Here is a 17,417-nt window from a genome sequence, read left to right on the forward strand (position 1 = left end):
CCCATTTGTGCCCGGGAGGGGGCGGGGGGGCGCGGGGGGCGCCGGGGGGGGCCGGGCGGGGGGGCGCGCGGGGCGCCGGGCGCCGCGCGCCCGCCTACGCCGTCCGGCGCACGCGGATGACGCGGAACCCCTTGTCGGTGGACGCCCGCGCGACGTGGAACCCGGCCCCGAGCGCACCGACGAGCCACTTCTGCAACGAGTCGCCCCCGAGGTCCTTCGACACCACGAGCCAGGCGTCTCCCTCGACCTCGAGCCGGGGCAGCCACGTCAGCAGGATCTCGTGGAGTTCGTCCTTGCCGACGCGGATCGGCGGGTTCGACCAGATCGTCCGGAACCGCAGGTCGTCCGGGACGTCGTCGGGCAGGGCGATGGTGACGTTCGACGCACCGGCGGCCTCGGCGTTGGCCCGCGCCAGACCGAGCACCCGTTCGTTGACGTCGACGCCCCACACCGACGCGTCGGGGGAGTGCAGGGCCATCGTGATCGCGATCGGGCCCCAGCCGCAGCCGACGTCGAGCAGCGCGCCGTCGTGCGCGGGCGGCGGGACGGAACCGAGCAGCACGCGGGTGCCGCGATCGAGGCCGTCCGGGCTGAAGACCCCTGCTGCCGTGGTCAGCGTGAGCGACCGGCCGGCGAGGGTGACGTCGATCTGGCGTTCGCGGGTGTCCGATGACGGGTTCGCGGAGAAGTAGTGGTCGTTCGCCATGGATGAACCGTAGCGGGAACCCGGTGTGTCCGAGGCCCGCCGGAGGTACCCTGTGGACAGGATGACGGATACCCATCAGCAGAACGACCAGACCAACGACGACAGCGCAGACGGTGTCGTCGAACGGGTGTTGCGCAACGCCGACCGCCGCGCAGCATCGTCCATCTTCGCCCCCGCCCAGGCGATCCAGACCCGCTCGGTCGACGAGCACGGGTGGGACGGCGACGGCGACCAGTACGACCGTGAGGACCGGGCGGCCCTGCGCCGCGTCGCCGGCCTCTCCACCGAGCTCGAGGACGTCACCGAGGTCGAGTACCGCCAGCTGCGGCTCGAGCAGGTCGTCCTGATCGGCGTGTACCCGCACGGTGACGCGCAGGACGCCGAGAACTCCCTGCGGGAACTGTCCGCCCTGGCCGAGACGGCCGGCGCGGTGGTCCTCGACGGGCTCCTCCAGCGTCGACCGAACCCCGACCCGGCGACCTACCTCGGCAAGGGCAAGGCAGAAGAGCTCGCGATGGTCGTCAAGGCCACCGGCGCCGACACGGTGATCGCGGACACCGAGCTCGCCCCGTCGCAGCGCCGCGCGCTCGAGGACGTGGTGAAGGTGAAGGTCATCGACCGCACGGCCGTGATCCTCGACATCTTCAGCCAGCACGCGAAGACCCGAGAGGGCAAGGCCCAGGTCGAGCTCGCGCAGCTCCAGTACCTGCTGCCCCGACTGCGCGGCTGGGGTGACTCGATGTCCCGGCAGGCCGGTGGTCAGGTCTCCGGCGGTGCGGGCATGGGTTCGCGTGGTCCCGGTGAGACGAAGATCGAGCTCGACCGACGTCGCATCCACACCCGCATGTCGAAGCTCCGCCGCCAGATCGCCGGGTTCCGTCCTGCGCGCGAGGCGAAGCGTGCCGACCGTCACCGCAACGAGGTGCCGAGCGTCGCGATCGCCGGTTACACGAACGCGGGCAAGTCCTCGCTCCTGAACCGTCTGACGAGCGCCGGCGTGCTGGTGCAGAACCAGCTGTTCGCGACGCTGGACGCCACGGTCCGCCGGACCGAGAGCACCAAGGGCCGCGAGTTCACCTTCGTGGACACGGTCGGCTTCGTCCGGAACCTGCCGCACCAGCTGGTCGAGGCGTTCCGCTCCACCCTCGAGGAGGTCGGCGAGGCCGACGTCATCGTGCACGTGGTCGACGGCTCGCACCCCGACCCCGGGGCCCAGCTCGCGACGGTGCGCGAGGTCATCGGCGACGTCGGCGCGCACGACATCCCCGAGATCGTCGTGTTCAACAAGGCCGACCTGATCGACGACGCACAGCGCCTCGTCCTGATCGGGCTCGCGTCGGACGCCGTCTTCGTGTCGGCCCGGACCGGCGAGGGCATCCCGGAGCTCCTCCGCACCATCGAGGAGCGCCTGCCGGAGCCCGACGTCGAGCTCACGGTGGTCGTGCCCTACGACCGCGGTGACCTCGTCTCCACGCTGCACGACGCCGGCGCGGTCGACTCCGTCGACTACGTCGAGGACGGCACCCGCCTGCGCGTGCGCGTCTTCCAGCGCCAGGTCGCGGAGCTCGATCCGTACGTGGTCGCCCCCGTCACGTCCTGACACCCGGTACCGGCTGACGGCCGGGAGGCCCGCCCCACGTCCGTCGTGCGGGTGCGCTCCGGCCGCGGTTCCGTTCAGCGCCGCACAACCCAAATCGGCTCGAACCACGAGATCTCGTGGTTCGAGCCGATTTCGGTTGTGCTCCGGTCAGTGCCCGGCGTGCTTCAGAGGGAGCGGAGGACTGCGACGACCTTGCCGAGCACCGAGGCCGCGTCGCCGAGGATCGGCTCGAACGCGGTGTTGCGGGGGAGCAGCCACGTGTGGCCGTCGCGCTGGCGGAAGACCTTGACGGTGGCTTCTTCGTCGAGCATCGCGGCGACGATGTCACCGTTCTCGGCGGTCTGCTGCGCACGGACGACCACCCAGTCGCCGTCGCAGATCGCGGCGTCGATCATCGACTCGCCGACGACCTTGAGCATGAAGAGGTCGCCCGAGCCGACGAGCTGCCGGGGGAGCGGGACGATCTCGTCGACGTGCTGCTCCGCCGTGATCGGGACACCGGCGGCGATCCGGCCGACCAGCGGCACGAGCGTGGTGGCGTCGACATCGGGTCCGGTGACGTCCGGCGTGGGCTCGTCGACCAGGACCTCGAGGGCACGGGGACGGTTCGGGTCGCGGCGGATCCAGCCACCGAGCTCGAGCTGGCCGAGCTGGTGGGACACGCTCGACAGCGAGGAGAGCCCGGCTGCGTCGCCGATCTCGCGCATGCTCGGCGGGTAGCCCCGCGAAGCGATGGACGCACGGATGGCGTCGAGGATCGTCTGCTGCTTCGCGGTCAGCGGCTTCTGGCCCCGCAGTTCGTCCACCACGTCGTCTCGCTTTCGTCGGTGCTGAGCGGCCGTGGCGGGAATGTCGGTGGTCCCCGTTTGACTTGTCCCAGTCGATCGAAACAGTATCCGACCGGTCAACCCCGGACAAACACCTGTTCGAGCGTGTCGCAAGAAAACCCCGCAGAAATCCTCTCCCAGGACTTGTGCGTCGTCTGATTCGAAACTATGTTCGGTACACGACTTCGGTTCACCCGAACGGGAAGGCAAGAACGACATGAGCACCATCGCCATCGCTGACATCCAGCGCACCGCGGCCCCCGCCGTGCGCGTCCGCCTGCGCCTGACGCGCCGCGGCCGCATCGTCTTCACGACGCTCGCCGCGCTCCCCCTCCTCATCGTCGTCGCCTTCTTCGTCCTCAACGGCGGTCAGGCGTCCGCCGGTGACGCCGCCGCTGGTGGCGCCCGGACGCAGTTCGACACGGTCACGATCCAGCCGGGCGAGACGCTCTGGCAGCTGGCGGAGGACACCGCGCCGAACGCCGACCCGCGCGACTTCGTGCAGGACGTCATCAGCCTCAACGCCCTCGACGGCTCCGGGCTGCAGGCCGGCGAGCAGATCGCCATCCCGACGAAGTACACCTCCGGCCAGTAGCCGCTGCGAGTGGTCGAGGGCAGTCCCGTCCGGACGGCTGGTCGTCCGGTGGCCACAGCGGCCTACGATGGATCGGTGGCATTCACGCTGGAAGACCTCCCGATCCGAGACGACCTCCGCGGTCAGAGCCCCTACGGCGCTCCGCAGAAGCACGTCCGCGTCCAGCTGAACGTCAACGAGAACACGCATCCCGTACCCGACGACGTGGCTGACGACATCGTCGCCTCGATCCGACAGGCGCTCGCGACGGTGAACCGCTACCCGGACCGCGAGTTCACGGAGCTCCGCGAGTCGCTGGCCGGGTACCTCGGCCACGGCCTCACTGCAGAACAGCTGTGGGCGGCGAACGGCTCGAACGAGGTCCTCCAGCAGCTGTTGCAGGCCTTCGGTGGCCCGGGGCGTTCCGTCCTCGGGTTCCCGCCCACCTACTCGATGCACTCGATACTGGCCTCCGGCACCGGCACGACCTGGATCCCGGCGGAGCGCGACGACGAGTTCCGCATCGCACCCGAGACCGTCGTGGCGGCGATCGAGCAGCACCGACCGGACATCGTGTTCCTGTGCGGGCCGAACAACCCCACCGGCACACCGCTGCCGATCGAGACGATCGAGGCCGCGTACGCCGCGACCGACGGCATCGTGATGGTGGACGAGGCCTACGCCGAGTTCATGCCGGCCGACGTGCCGAGCGCCCTCACGCTGCTGCCCGGGCGCGAGCGACTCGTGGTCTCCCGGACCATGAGCAAGGCCTTCGCCTTCGCGGGCGCACGAGTCGGCTACATGGCGGCACACCCCGCCGTGATCGACGCCGTCCGCCTCGTCCGGCTGCCCTACCACCTGTCCGTCCTGACGCAGGCAGCCGCCGTCGCCGCACTGCGCCACGCCCCCGAGATGCTCGCGATGGTCGACGACATCAAGCAGCAGCGCGACCGGATGGTGACCGAGCTGCAGGAGATGGGCTACCGGACGTACGAGACCTGGTCGAACTTCGTCCTGTTCGGTGGGGTCGCCGACCCGCACGCCGCGTTCGAGTCGCTGCTCGAGCGGGACGTCATCGTGCGTGACCTCGGGATCCCGAACCACCTGCGGGTGAGTGCCGGCACCGAAGAGGAGACCACCGCGTTCCTCGACGCCATGCGGCAGGTCGCCGCCGAGCAGCCGCCGGTTAGGGTTGGAGCATGACCGCCCGTACCGCCTCGATCAGCCGCAGCACGAGCGAGTCGAGCGTCGAACTCGAGCTCGACCTCGACGGCACCGGCTCGTCCGACATCTCGACGAGCGTGCCGTTCTTCGACCACATGCTCACCGCGTTCAGCAAGCACTCGCTCATCGACCTGCGCGTGCGCTCGACCGGTGACACCGACATCGACGTGCACCACACGGTCGAGGACACCGGCATCGTGCTCGGGCAGGCGCTCAAGCAGGCCCTCGGCGACCGGTCCGGCATCGGCCGCTACGGCGACGCCCTCGTGCCCCTCGACGAAGCGCTGGCCCAGGCGGTCGTCGACGTCTCCGGGCGTCCGTTCCTCGTGCACTCGGGTGAGCCCGAGGGGTTCGAGTTCCACCGCATCGGCGGTCACTTCACCGGGTCGATGATCCGCCACGTGTTCGAGGCGATCACGTTCAACGCGGGCATCACCGTGCACGTCCGTGTGCTCGGTGGCCGCGACCCGCACCACATCGCGGAAGCCGAGTTCAAGGCGTTCGCGCGTGCGATGCGCAAGGCAGTCGAACTCGACCCGCGCGTCGACGGCATCCCCTCCACCAAGGGCGCACTGTGACCGTGAAGCCGAACGTCGTCGTCCTCGACTACGGGTCGGGCAACGTCCACTCCGCCGCCAAGGCACTCGAGCGGGCCGGAGCCGAGGTCACGCTGACCTCCGACAAGCAGGCGGCGCTCCGTGCCGACGGCCTGCTCGTACCCGGGGTCGGGGCGTTCGCCGCGGTCATCGACCAGCTCGAGGGCGTCCAGGGCGGCGAGATCGTGGACCACCGTCTGGCCGGCGGTCGTCCGGTGCTCGGCATCTGCGTCGGCATGCAGGTGCTGTTCTCCCGCGGCATCGAACGCGGAGCCGACGTCGAGGGGCTCGGGCAGTGGCCCGGCACCGTCGAGCAGCTCCAGTCCGAGGTCCTGCCGCACATGGGCTGGAACACCGTCCAGGCACCGGAGAACTCCGTGCTGTTCGACGGGCTGCACGACGAGCGGTTCTACTTCGTGCACTCGTACGGCGTGACAGACTTCCCGCTCGACGCCTACGGGCCGTTCCGTGCTCCCGGCCTGACGTGGGCCGAACACGGGCAGCGGTTCATCGCCGCGGTCGAGAACGGGCCGCTCACCGCGACCCAGTTCCACCCCGAGAAGTCCGGCGAGCCGGGCATCCGCCTGCTGACCAACTGGGTGCGCTCGCTCTGAACCCGGCCCGCGACGGGCGCGACGGCGCCGCCGGACGCGCCACGGGCCTCCAGGCCGAACCCCGCACCTTCACCACCGCACCTTCTCCACCGTGACGAAATCGACAGGACCATGACCGACCTCACCGACACCTCGCCCCTCGTCCTGCTGCCTGCCGTCGACGTCGTCGACGGCCAGGCCGTCCGGTTGACCCAGGGCGAGGCGGGGAGCGAGACCGGCTACGGCGACCCCGTCGCCGCCGCGCGCACCTGGCGTGACCAGGGCGCGGAGTGGATCCACCTGGTGGACCTCGACGCGGCCTTCGGCCGGGGCGACAACCGCAAGGTGATCGCGCACGCGATCCGCGAGGTCGACGGCGTCTCGGTCGAGCTGTCGGGCGGCATCCGCGACGACGCCTCGCTCGAGGCCGCGCTGGCCACCGGCGCTGCCCGGGTCAACCTCGGCACGGCGGCGCTCGAGAACCCGGACTGGGCCGCTCGGGTGATCGGCGAGTACGGCGAGCAGATCGCCGTCGGGCTCGACGTGCGTGGCACGACCCTCGCCAGCCGCGGTTGGACCGAGGACGCCGGCGACCTGTGGGAGGTCCTCGACCGGCTCGAGGCCGCGGGCTGCGCCCGGTACGTCGTCACTGACGTCACGAAGGACGGCACGCTGCAGGGCCCGAACGTCGAGCTGCTGCGCCAGGTGTGCGACCGGACCGACCAGCCCGTCGTGGCTTCTGGTGGGATCTCGACGCTCGACGACCTGCGGGCGCTGCGCGAGCTCGTGCCGTTCGGGCTCGAGGGCGCGATCATCGGCAAGGCGCTGTACTCCGGGGCGTTCACGCTGCCGGCCGCACTCGACATCGCCTCGGAGTAGCGGCGTGGCGGGGATCTCGAACGGGCGCGGAACCGGTCCGGACGCGGCAACCGGTCCCGACGACGCGCACACCCCGGGTGGCGCGGCGGACTCGGCCGGCTTCGCGTGGGAAGGCCGCACGTTCGACCACCACGACACCGCCTTCGCCGAGGACGACGGGCTGGCCGACCCGGCGCTGACCGCGGCGATCGCGGGCGTGGCCGCCGGTGCATCGCAGGCGGCGGTCGTCGCGGCACTGCGCACCGCCCGCCTGCTCATCCCGCTCATCGCCGAGGCCGGCGACCTCGGTGAGACCGACGCCGGCAAGCTCGTGGACAAGACCCAGGAGCTCTCGATCGTGACGGTCGCCGGGCCCGACGGGCGGAGCGTGATGCCCGCGTTCACCTCGGTCGACGCGATGCACGCCTGGGACGCCGCTGCCCGGCCCGTGCCCGTGGAGTCACGCCGGGTGGCGATGGCCGCGGCGAGCGAGGAGACGCAGCTCGTCGTGCTCGACCCGAAGTCGGCGACCGAGTTCGTGCTGCGCCGTCCCGCGGTGTGGGCGCTCGGCCAGGACCTGCCGTGGACCCCGTGCTTCGAGGACCCCGAGGTCGCCCAGGCGTTCGCCGACTCGGTCGTGGGGGAGCGCAGCGTCGCCCGTGTCGAACTGACCCCCGGTGACCCGGTCGGACGCTTCGCCGGCCCGGAGCTGACCGTCGGACTGGCGTTGCACCCCGGGCTCGACCGCGAGCAGGTCGGCGAGCTCGTCGGACGCCTGCAGCAGCGGTGGTCGACGGACGCCGTCATCGCCGAGCGCGTCGACAGCATGCGCGTGGCCCTGCGAGCAGCCTGAGCGGCGACCGCGTCGGCCACGCACCCGGCCACGAGCAACGCAGACCCGGCCGCGCGCGGCGGTGCGGCCCCGGGCCGGCCGACGTCGCCGGTACGATGGCCGGGTGAGCACGAACCCGACGACCAACCCCACCGGCGCGACCTCCATCGGTCCGACGGGTCGTCCTGTCCGGGAGTTCCCCGTGCCCGAGGAACTCGACAGCACCGGCCCCGCGCGCATCATCGCCCTCTGCAACCAGAAGGGCGGCGTCGGCAAGACCACCACGGCGATCAACCTCGGTGCGGCGCTGGCGGAGTACGGCCGCAAGGTGCTGGCCGTCGACTTCGACCCGCAGGGGGCGCTCTCCGCGGGCCTCGGTGTCCGCACCCACGACATCCACACCGTCTACGACCTGCTCATGGGTGCCGTGAAGGACCCGATCCAGGTCATCCAGCCGACGAACACCCCGGGGCTCGACGTGATCCCCGCGAACATCGACCTGTCCGCGGCCGAGGTGCACCTGGTCAACGAGGTCGCCCGCGAGCAGATCCTGGCGAGCGTGCTGCGCAAGGTCGCGAACGACTACGACGTGATCCTGGTCGACTGCCAGCCGTCGCTCGGCCTGCTCACCGTCAACGCCCTGACCGCGGCGCACGGCGTGCTCATCCCGCTCGAGTGCGAGTTCTTCGCCCTGCGCGGTGTCGCCCTGCTCATCGAGACGATCGACAAGGTGCGCGACCGCCTCAACCCGGCGCTGACGCTCGACGGCATCCTGCCGACGATGTACGACTCCCGCACCCTGCACTCGCGCGAGGTCATGGAGCGCGTCGTCGACACGTTCGACGACCGGGTCCTCGACACCGTCATCGGGCGCACCGTGAAGTTCCCGGACGCCACGGTCTCCGCGCGGCCGATCACCCAGACGGCGCCGGACCACGCCGCCGCCCACGCCTACCGGCAGCTCGCACGAGAGCTCGTCCAGCGTGGCGCCGTCGCCTGAGTCGGGGTTCCGGGTCCGACTCGCCAACTTCGACGGCCCGTTCGACCTCCTGCTGTCGCTCATCACGAAGCACGAGCTCGACATCACCGAGGTCTCGCTCGGCGCGGTCACGGGGGAGTTCATCCAGTACGTGCGTCAGGCCGAGTCGGCGGACGAACTCGACGAGGCGAGCGAGTTCCTCGTCGTCGCCGCCACCCTGCTCGACCTGAAGATCGTCGGGCTGCTGCCGCAGGGTGAGCTCGTCGACGCCGAGGACGTCGCCCTGCTCGAAGCCCGCGACCTGCTGTTCGCGCGGCTGCTGCAGTACCGGGCGTTCAAGCAGGCCGCCGACTGGTTCGGCGAACGCTGGGGTGTGGAGTCGCGTCGGCACGTCCGGAGCGTCCGGCTCGAGGAGCGGTTCCGCGCCCGCACGCCCGAGCTCGTGTGGACGCTCTCGGTACAGGACTTCGCCGCACTGGCAGCGCTGGCGTTCGCCCCGCGGGAGATCCCGACGGTCGGACTCGACCACCTGCACGCGCCGCTCATCAGCATCCGCGAACAGGCCGCGATCGTCGTCTCGATCCTGCGGACACGCGACGGCGAGGGCGTCTCGTTCCGCGAACTGGTCGCGGGCGTCGACCAGACGGGTATCGTGGTGGCTCGCTTCCTCGCGATCCTGGAGCTGTACCGGAACGCATCGATCTCGTTCGAACAACTCGAGCCGCTCGGGGAACTCACGCTCCGATGGACCGCCGAGGACTGGTCCGACGAGAGCCTCGCCAACCTGGGAGCCGACTATGACGGATGACGTGCACGACACGTCCAGCGCCGAACCCGGCGGCGCCGACGAGATGGCCGACGCCCGCGCGATCGAGCACGAGATCCACGCGCGCGCCGAGCACGACCACGAGCACGAGCGCGACCGCCCCCCGCAGGCGCACCCGGCGATCCCGATCGACCGCCAGCTCGAGGCGATCCTGATGATCGCGGACGAGCCCCAGTCGCTCGTCGCGCTCGGCGCCGCCGTGAGCGCCCCCGTCCCCGCCGTCCGCCAGGCCGTCGAACGCCTCGTCGCGGACTTCGACGGCGTCGACGGCACCACCCGCCGCGGGTTCGAACTCCGCGAGGTCGGCGGCGGCTGGCGCTTCTACGTCCGACAGGACCTGGACGCCGTCGTCGAGCAGTTCGTCGAGGCCGAGCGTCCCTCGCGCCTGTCGCAGGCCGCACTCGAGACACTCGCGGTCGTCGCCTACAAGCAACCGATCACGCGATCCCAGATCGCGTCGATCCGCGCCGTCAACGTCGACGGCGTCGTCCGAACGCTGGTCGCGCGCGGTCTCATCGAGGAGTCGTTCACCGACTCCGAGACCGGCGCCATCAACTACGTCACGTCCGATCTGCTCCTGCAGCAGCTCGGCATCAACTCGCTCGACGAGCTGCCGCTCATCTCGCCCCTCCTGGACGACGGTGCGGACGGCTTCGGGCAGAACGAAGGGATCCCCGATGGCCGGGTTTGACGACCGGGGGCGCGGCGCGCCCCGAGACCGAGACGACCGCAACGGACGCTCAGGAGGCCCGGATCGCCCCGCGCGTTCGGCTCCCGGCCGCGGCGGGGCCGGCTCCAGTGCCGGTGGCCGCTCCGGCGGGTACGGTCGCGACGACCGCGGGGGCGCACGTCCGCCGCGTGACGACGACCGTCGTGGCGGCTACCAGTCGCGTGACGACCGCGGTGGCGACCGTGGTGGGTACCGGGGTCGTGACGACCGCAGCTCCCCGCCGCGCGATGACCGTGGTGGGTACCGCGGCCGTGACGACCGCAGCTCGGCTCCGCGTGACGACCGTGGCGGGTACCGGGGCAACTCGGCTCCGCGTGACGACCGCGGTGGGTACCGCGGCCGTGACGACCGTGCCGGCGGCGGCGACCGTGGCGGCTACCGCGGGAACTCCGCGTCGCGCGATGACCGTGGTGGCTACCGCGGGAGTTCCGCGCCGCGTGACGATCGCGGTGGCTACCGGGGTCGCGACGACCGCAGCTCGGCTCCGCGTGACGATCGTGGTGGCTACCGGGGCAACTCGGCTCCGCGCGACGACCGCGGTGGGTACCGGGGTCGCGATGACCGCAGTTCGGCTCCGCGCGATGACCGTGGTGGCTACCGGGGTCGCGACGACCGCAGTTCGGCGCCCCGCGACGACCGTGGTGGGTACCGCGGCCGCGATGACCGCAGCGCAGCTCCCCGCGACAACCGTGACGACCGTGGCGGGTACCGGGGTCGCGATGACCGCAGCTCGGCACCCCGCGAGAACCGTGACGACCGTGGTGGCTACCGCGGCCGCGACGACCGCAGCTCCGCGCCGCGTGACGACCGTGGTGGGTACCGGGGCCGCGATGACCGCAGCTCGGCACCTCGCGACAACCGCGACAGCCGCGACGACCGCCGCGGCCCCGACGGCCAGCAGAGCCGCGTCTGGCACAACGGCCGCCGGTACGTCGGCGGCACCACGAGCGTCCGCAACAGCGACCGCCCCGGCAAGGGCGGCAACAGCGCCGGCAACCGCACCACGCCGAAGCCGAGCGGTGAGCGCGACAGCCACGGTGCTCCGGTGGAGGGCACGCCCGAACGCCCGATCATCGAAGACTGGGACGCGGCGGACGGGACGGCGTCTGCCGGGGCCGAGCCGGGCCTCCAGGCAGAGGGGGAGCGCCTGCAGAAGGTGATCGCCGCTGCGGGCGTGGCATCTCGCCGCGTCGCGGAGAACCTGATCGTCGAGGGCCGCGTGACGGTCAACGGGCAGGTCGTGGACGCCCTCGGGCGTCGTGTCGACCCCGCGACCGACGCGATCTCGGTCGACGGGGTGCCGGTGCAGATCGACTCCTCGCGGCGGTACATCGTGCTGAACAAGCCGACCGGTGTCGTCTCGAGCCTGCAGGACGAGCGCGGTCGCCGCGACCTGACCGAGTTCGTGGACCGCTACGAGGAGCGCCTGTTCAACGTCGGCCGCCTGGACACCGAGACCTCCGGGCTGCTCGTCCTGACGAACGACGGCGACCTGGCACACGTGCTGGCACACCCGTCGTTCGGCGTGCAGAAGACCTACATCGCGAAGGTGCACGGCAACGTGAACCCCGCCGTGGTGCAGCGTCTGACCGAGGGCGTCGAGCTCGAGGACGGTCCGATCAAGGCCGACAAGGTGCGGTTGCTCGAGTCCTCGCGGGGTGAGTCGCTCGTCGAGATCACGCTGCACTCCGGCCGCAACCGGATCGTCCGTCGCATGCTCGAGGCCGTCGACCACCCCGTCCTCGAACTCGTCCGCCGCTCGTTCGGACCGCTGCACCTCGGCAGCCTGCCGCCGGGCAAGATGCGGGAGCTCGGCACGGTCGAGGTCGGCAAGCTGCTCGGCACCGTCCGCGACGCGAAGCCCTCCGCTCGTGACGACCGCGACGTCGCCCTCGACCAGGGCGACGACGACGAGTGGGACGACGAGACCGCGGACTGACCGCGACCGGCCCCTCGGGCCGTGACCGGCACCCGGGCGTCGACCGATGCCCGGGTGTCGGTCGGTAGGCTTGCCCGGTGACCGACCTGACCCCACCCGACATCGACCGCCGCGTGCGCGGCCCGGTGCGGGTCGTCGGCACCGGGCTCCTCGGCACCTCGATCGGTCTGGCGCTGCGCGAGAAGGGGGTCGACGTCGTCCTCGACGACGTCTCACCCGGCGCGTTGGCGCTCGCCGTCGACTACGGCGCCGGCCGGCGGCCCGAACCCGGTGACCAGCCGGAACTCGTGGTGGTCGCGGTCCCGCCGGACGTCGTGGCGACCGTCGTCGCCCGCGAACTGTCCGCGTACCCGGACGCCATCGTGACCGACGTCGCGAGCGTCAAGGCCGGACCGTTGGCCGAGCTCGTGGCAGCCGGCGCCGACGTCACCCGCTACATCGGGTCGCACCCGATGGCCGGACGTGAACGCAGCGGACCGAGCGCCGCCCGCGCCGACCTGTTCGTCGGCAGCCCCTGGGTGATCGCCGGACACGACGCGATCAGCTACCAGCGCGCCGCCGTGGTCGAGGACCTGGCGCTCGACGTCGGCGCGACCGTCGTGCCGATGGACCCGGCGTCGCACGACCTGGCCGTGGCCTACGTCTCGCACGTGCCGCAGCTCGTGTCGACGTTGATGGCCTCGCGGCTGCGTGACGCCCCGGACGGCTCCCTCGGTCTGGCGGGCGGTGGTGTCCGCGACGTCACCCGTGTCGCCGCGAGCGACCCCGGCCTGTGGGTGCAGATCATCGGCGCGAACGCGGCCAACGTGCGGCGGGTGCTGTCCGACCTGCGCGACGAGCTGAGCGACGTGATCGGGGCGCTCGACGACCCCGCCGCCGCCGGAGCTCCGCGGACCCTGGCCGAGACGATCGCCGCCGGCAATCGTGGGGTCGAACGGCTGCCCGGCAAGCACGGCACCACCAAGCGCTTCGCCCAGGTGGTCGTCCTCGTCGACGACATCCCCGGGCAGATCGCCGCGCTCCTGACGTTCATCGGGGAGATCGGCATCAACCTCGAGGACATGCGCCTCGAGCACTCACCGGGCGCGCAGATCGGCATCGTCGAGGTGTCGGTCCTGCCCGAGCAGGAACAGCGACTCGTCGAGGAACTCGAGGGTCGCGGATGGAGGATCGCAGCAGCATGGGCCTGAACGACACGAACGCAGCGACGAGCGACTCCGGTGTGACCGCCGACTCCGGCGTGACCGGCGGGCCGGACGGTCCGGACTCCGGTCTGCCGACCCCGACCCCCGGTGACGGCGCCCGCGGTGGCGCGGACGGCGGCCCGCTCGGCGGTCCGGCCGGCGGCCTCGGCGAGCCCGGCGGCGAGCCCGGTTCGACCAGCGCCCCGGTACCGGCCGGTCTCACCGACGGCGCCTACGTGGCCAAGATCGTCATCGCGGTCGACGGTCCCGCAGGCAGCGGCAAGTCGAGCGTCTCCCGCGCGGCCGCCCGCGCCCTCGGCTACGGCTACCAGGACACCGGCGCCGCCTACCGCGCCCTCGCCTGGCACGCCCTGCAGCAGCGGGTCGACCTCGACGACGGGGCGGCGATCCTGGCGAGCTGGGACACCTTCGACTACGCCATCGGCACCGACCCCGACGACTACTACGTGCGCGTGGGGGAGACCGACGTCACCGACGCGATCCGCACCCCGGACGTGACGGGCGCGGTGGCCCACATCGCGAAGCTCCCCGACGTCCGACACCGCCTCGTGCAGCTGTTCCGGAACGTCATGCGGAAGACCGACGCACCGGGCATCATCACCGAGGGTCGGGACATCACCACGGTGGTCGCACCCGACGCCGAGGTCCGGATCCTGCTGACGGCCGACGAGTCCGTTAGAATGGCCCGGCGCTCGGCGGAGGTCACGACCCAGTCGGCCGCAGAGACCTCCGCCGCACTCGCTCGTCGAGACGCGGCGGACGCGAAGGTCGTCGACTTCATGAACGCCGCAGACGGCGTCACGACGCTCGACTCCACCGACCTCGACTTCGACCAGACCGTGCAGGCGGTCGTCGACCTGGCCCGCGCGGCCACGCACTGACGCACGACCGGACGGCCTCGGCCGCCTGGTCACACCACGGCCGGATCTCCGGCCCGGCCGGGAACGGCCACCGACACCGCGGCTCCGGCCGCTCGCGAGGAACCCACCATGGCTCAGTTGGACAACCCGGACAACGACGACTTCCCCCAGTACGACGACGCCCTCGGCGAGCGGCTCGCCGGACTCGACGAGGCCGAGGCCGAGCAGCGCGCGACCGCGCTCCGCGCCGGACTCGAGGAGTACGACCTCGAGGACGAAGACCTCGCCCTGCTCGAGGCCGGTCAGGTCGGCGAGGACGGCGTCCACTACCTGCCCGCCTACCCGGTGCTCGCGATCGTCGGTCGCCCGAACGTCGGCAAGTCCGCGCTCGTCAACCGCATCCTCGGTCGTCGTGAGGCCGTCGTGCAGGACGTCCCCGGCGTCACGCGTGACCGCGTCAGCTACAAGGCCGACTGGAACGACAAGCGCTTCACGCTCGTCGACACCGGCGGCTGGGAGCCCGGCGCCGAGGGCATCAACGCCTCGGTCGCCGCGCAGGCCGAGGTCGCGATCGACCTCGCCGACGCCGTGCTGTTCGTCGTCGACGTCACGGTCGGGATCACCGCCACCGACGAGCACGTCGTCAAGATGCTCCGCGGCACCGACCGCCCCGTCATCGTCGTCGCGAACAAGGCCGACGACGAGCGCCGCGAACTCGACGCCTACGAGCTCTGGAACCTGGGGCTCGGCGAGCCGCACCCCGTGTCGGCCCTGCACGGCCGTGGCGTCGCGGACCTGCTCGACCTGATCATCAAGACGCTGCCCGACACCTCGGCCGTCGCCAAGCAGGAGGTCGGTGGCCCCCGCCGCGTCGCGATCCTCGGCCGCCCGAACGTCGGCAAGAGCTCGCTGCTCAACAAGGCCGCCGGTGAAGAGCGCGTCGTCGTGAACGACATCGCCGGCACCACCCGCGACCCGGTGGACGAGCAGATCGAGCTCGGCGGCAAGGTGTGGCGCTTCGTCGACACCGCCGGCATCCGGAAGCGCGTCCACATGCAGCAGGGCGCCGACTTCTACGCCTCGCTCCGCACCACCGCCGCGCTCGAGAAGGCCGAGGTCGCCGTCGTCGTCCTCGACGTCACCGAGCCCGTCTCCGTGCAGGACCTGCGCATCATCGACCTGGTGCTCGAGTCGGGCCGTGCGCTCGTCCTGGCCTACAACAAGTGGGACCTGCTCGACGACGAACGCCGCCGCTACCTCGAGCGCGAGATCGAGCAGGACCTGGCGCACGTCGCCTGGGCCCCGCGCGTGAACATCTCCGCCCGCACCGGCCGCCACCTCGAGAAGCTCGTGCCGGCGCTCGAGACCGCCCTCGAGTCGTGGGACACCCGCATCCCCACCGGCAAGGTCAACGCCTTCATCGCGGAGCTCGTCCAGGAGCACCCCCACCCCGTGCGCGGCGGCAAGCAGCCCCGCATCCTGTTCGGGACCCAGGCGTCGAGCCAGCCGCCGACGTTCGTGCTCTTCACGTCGGCGTTCCTCGACCCGCAGTACCGACGGTTCATCACCCGTCGACTCCGCGAGGTCTGGGGCTTCTCCGGCACCCCGATCAACGTCAACATGCGCGTGCGCGAGCGCCGGAAGCGCTGAGTCGCAGCTCCGTCACACACAACGCGTCCCGTCTGCACGGGGCGCGTTGTGCGTTCGTCGCGCTGTCCGGCGCGTTCGGCCGGGAGGCCCGGAGCGCGTCCGCAGCGTCGGCGCGGCATCATGGGAGCGTGCGCATCGGGCGGTGGGGAACGGATCGACGTCGGCTCGCCCTGGTGGGTGCCCTCGTCGCCGTGGTCGTCGTCGGCTCGGTGTCACTCTGGGCGGTCTCGCACGCACCGCCCGAGGACGACACCGTCACCCGCTCCGACCGTGCCGCGCCCGAGCCTGCGCAGTCGCCCGCGGAGGGGCTGCGACCCTCGAACGGCCTCGGCGTCCCCCTGCCCGAGGCGTCCCCGGCCGTGCAACCCGTCGATTCGTCGCCGATCGAGCCGTGGTGGCGCCGTGTCCCGCCGGTCTCCGGGGACATCGTCGGCATCGACGGCGCCGCTGCCTCTGGACACGTCCACATCGCGGGGAACACGGGTGACGCCACCCTCGCGGTGGACATCTCGCACCTGAAGACGGGCACGAGCGGCCCCGTCGACGTCGTGTTGTCCGGTGGGACCGTCACCGGAGGCAAGGACCCGGAGTGGACGCCGGCGGGGGAGTCCTTCGACGTCTTCCAGGCCGCCGGCGTCGAGCAGGGGCTGACCGTCGTGCTGAGCGACCCGTGGACCCTGCCCGACGAGGTCCGCTCCCTCGTCCTGCTCGATGCGGCGACCGGCACCGTGCTGGGTGGCGCGGCGCTGGTGCCGAGCGACTGAGCCGGCTGGGGCAGCCCTGCTTCGACTCGGAACGACATCGTCGACGTCGTGCGACCTCGAGGACGTCGTTCGGGGTCGGGGTCGGCGACGGCGCGGTACGCCGGCGGTCGCTCGATGCGGCACGATGTACTGGTGACGCAGCGCAACGACGGACTCGGTGGCCTCGCCGACCGTCTGTGGTGCCGGCTGCGGCTCGACCGGCTGGCCGGAGGTCGCCAGGGCGGGTACGTCATCCGCCAGGACATGCTCGAGCACCCCGACACCGTGCGCTCCTTCCGGTGGATCCGGTGGCTGCTCGTCGCGGAGACGATCGTCGGACTCGCCGCCATCGTCGTGGCCGTGCTGCTGACGCGCGCGGGGGAGACCGTGCCGTGGGCGGTGTGGTTCCGGGCGACGGTCGTGCTGCTCATCACCCTGACGCTCTACGTGTTCGCGTGGCGGGCACAGCTCGGGTACTACTGGGCGTACCAGCGGGTGCGGTTGTTCAGCCGGATCTTCCCGATCGTGACGCTCATCGTGGCGGCGATCCCCGGGCTTTACCCGTTCTGGATGGTGATCGAGCAGATCGTGTTCTCGCTGCTCATGATCGGCATCGGCGACGTGCTCACCACCGACCACATGCGCGCCACGTTCCCCAAGCCCGCCCGCCGCTAG

18 protein-coding genes are annotated in these 17,417 nt (G+C 71.6%); 16 read left to right on the forward strand and 2 right to left on the reverse strand.

Going from position 1 to position 17,417, the window contains the following annotated elements:
* Positions 1-94: 94 nt before the first annotated feature.
* Entirely contained in the window at positions 95-706 is a 612-nt protein-coding gene (locus tag M4960_RS18155; protein ID WP_194648080.1) for a class I SAM-dependent methyltransferase, read from the reverse strand.
* Between the two features lie 61 nt (positions 707-767).
* On the opposite strand from M4960_RS18155, the gene hflX reads away from it, so the two are divergent.
* Positions 768-2,306 (forward strand): GTPase HflX, encoded by a 1,539-nt coding sequence (gene hflX / locus M4960_RS18160; RefSeq protein ID WP_111084601.1) that lies wholly within the window; start codon positions 768-770, stop codon positions 2,304-2,306.
* A 164-nt stretch (positions 2,307-2,470) separates the two neighbouring features.
* Here the strand turns inward: hflX and lexA are convergent, their stop codons facing one another.
* Positions 2,471-3,115, reverse strand: a complete 645-nt coding sequence (gene lexA, locus M4960_RS18165; protein ID WP_123293903.1) for a transcriptional repressor LexA — start codon at positions 3,113-3,115, stop codon at positions 2,471-2,473.
* Positions 3,116-3,350: 235 nt separating this feature from the next.
* Between lexA and M4960_RS18170 the strand changes: the two genes are divergently transcribed.
* The 15 genes from M4960_RS18170 to M4960_RS18240 all read left to right on the forward strand — a co-directional run bounded on the left by M4960_RS18170 (position 3,351) and on the right by M4960_RS18240 (position 17,417).
* Positions 3,351-3,728: a LysM peptidoglycan-binding domain-containing protein gene (locus M4960_RS18170; RefSeq protein ID WP_111084603.1), complete on the forward strand. Its 378-nt coding sequence runs from the start codon at positions 3,351-3,353 to the stop codon at positions 3,726-3,728.
* A gap of 75 nt (positions 3,729-3,803) precedes the next feature.
* Positions 3,804-4,910, forward strand: coding sequence for a histidinol-phosphate transaminase (locus M4960_RS18175; protein ID WP_248705013.1), 1,107 nt, complete (start codon positions 3,804-3,806; stop codon positions 4,908-4,910).
* The gene (hisB, locus tag M4960_RS18180; RefSeq protein WP_111084605.1) at positions 4,907-5,509 is read left to right on the forward strand and encodes an imidazoleglycerol-phosphate dehydratase HisB; all 603 of its coding nucleotides are present in this window, start codon (positions 4,907-4,909) and stop codon (positions 5,507-5,509) included. Before M4960_RS18175 ends, hisB begins: the two co-directional genes overlap by 4 nt.
* 2 nt (positions 5,510-5,511) lie before the next feature.
* On the forward strand, positions 5,512-6,141 hold the full coding sequence (gene hisH / locus M4960_RS18185) for an imidazole glycerol phosphate synthase subunit HisH (protein ID WP_248705058.1): 630 nt from the start codon (positions 5,512-5,514) through the stop codon (positions 6,139-6,141).
* A gap of 111 nt (positions 6,142-6,252) precedes the next feature.
* Positions 6,253-6,999, forward strand: a complete 747-nt coding sequence (priA, locus tag M4960_RS18190) for a bifunctional 1-(5-phosphoribosyl)-5-((5-phosphoribosylamino)methylideneamino)imidazole-4-carboxamide isomerase/phosphoribosylanthranilate isomerase PriA (RefSeq protein WP_111084607.1) — start codon at positions 6,253-6,255, stop codon at positions 6,997-6,999.
* 4 nt (positions 7,000-7,003) lie between these two features.
* Positions 7,004-7,831 (forward strand): SseB family protein, encoded by an 828-nt coding sequence (locus tag M4960_RS18195; protein ID WP_111084608.1) that lies wholly within the window; start codon positions 7,004-7,006, stop codon positions 7,829-7,831.
* Positions 7,832-7,934: 103 nt separating this feature from the next.
* Entirely contained in the window at positions 7,935-8,810 is an 876-nt protein-coding gene (locus M4960_RS18200; protein WP_111084609.1) for a ParA family protein, read from the forward strand.
* Entirely contained in the window at positions 8,794-9,597 is an 804-nt protein-coding gene (locus tag M4960_RS18205) for a ScpA family protein (RefSeq protein WP_248705014.1), read from the forward strand. The genes M4960_RS18200 and M4960_RS18205 overlap by 17 nt, the downstream gene beginning before the upstream one ends.
* On the forward strand, positions 9,587-10,306 hold the full coding sequence (gene scpB, locus M4960_RS18210; protein WP_248705015.1) for an SMC-Scp complex subunit ScpB: 720 nt from the start codon (positions 9,587-9,589) through the stop codon (positions 10,304-10,306). The genes M4960_RS18205 and scpB overlap by 11 nt, the downstream gene beginning before the upstream one ends.
* 1,186 nt (positions 10,307-11,492) lie before the next feature.
* The gene (locus M4960_RS18215) at positions 11,493-12,284 is read left to right on the forward strand and encodes a pseudouridine synthase (protein WP_240347709.1); all 792 of its coding nucleotides are present in this window, start codon (positions 11,493-11,495) and stop codon (positions 12,282-12,284) included.
* Positions 12,285-12,361: 77 nt separating this feature from the next.
* Positions 12,362-13,474, forward strand: coding sequence for a prephenate dehydrogenase (locus M4960_RS18220; protein ID WP_248705016.1), 1,113 nt, complete (start codon positions 12,362-12,364; stop codon positions 13,472-13,474).
* 230 nt (positions 13,475-13,704) lie between these two features.
* Positions 13,705-14,370, forward strand: coding sequence for a (d)CMP kinase (cmk, locus tag M4960_RS18225; RefSeq protein ID WP_123294175.1), 666 nt, complete (start codon positions 13,705-13,707; stop codon positions 14,368-14,370).
* A gap of 108 nt (positions 14,371-14,478) precedes the next feature.
* Positions 14,479-15,999, forward strand: a complete 1,521-nt coding sequence (der, locus tag M4960_RS18230; RefSeq protein WP_027464783.1) for a ribosome biogenesis GTPase Der — start codon at positions 14,479-14,481, stop codon at positions 15,997-15,999.
* Positions 16,000-16,127: 128 nt separating this feature from the next.
* On the forward strand, positions 16,128-16,763 hold the full coding sequence (locus tag M4960_RS18235; RefSeq protein ID WP_248705017.1) for a hypothetical protein: 636 nt from the start codon (positions 16,128-16,130) through the stop codon (positions 16,761-16,763).
* Positions 16,764-16,895: 132 nt separating this feature from the next.
* Positions 16,896-17,417 (forward strand): hypothetical protein, encoded by a 522-nt coding sequence (locus M4960_RS18240; RefSeq protein ID WP_123293894.1) that lies wholly within the window; start codon positions 16,896-16,898, stop codon positions 17,415-17,417.

This window comes from Curtobacterium sp. MWU13-2055 (assembly GCF_023242305.1).
Lineage (GTDB): Bacteria > Actinomycetota > Actinomycetes > Actinomycetales > Microbacteriaceae > Curtobacterium.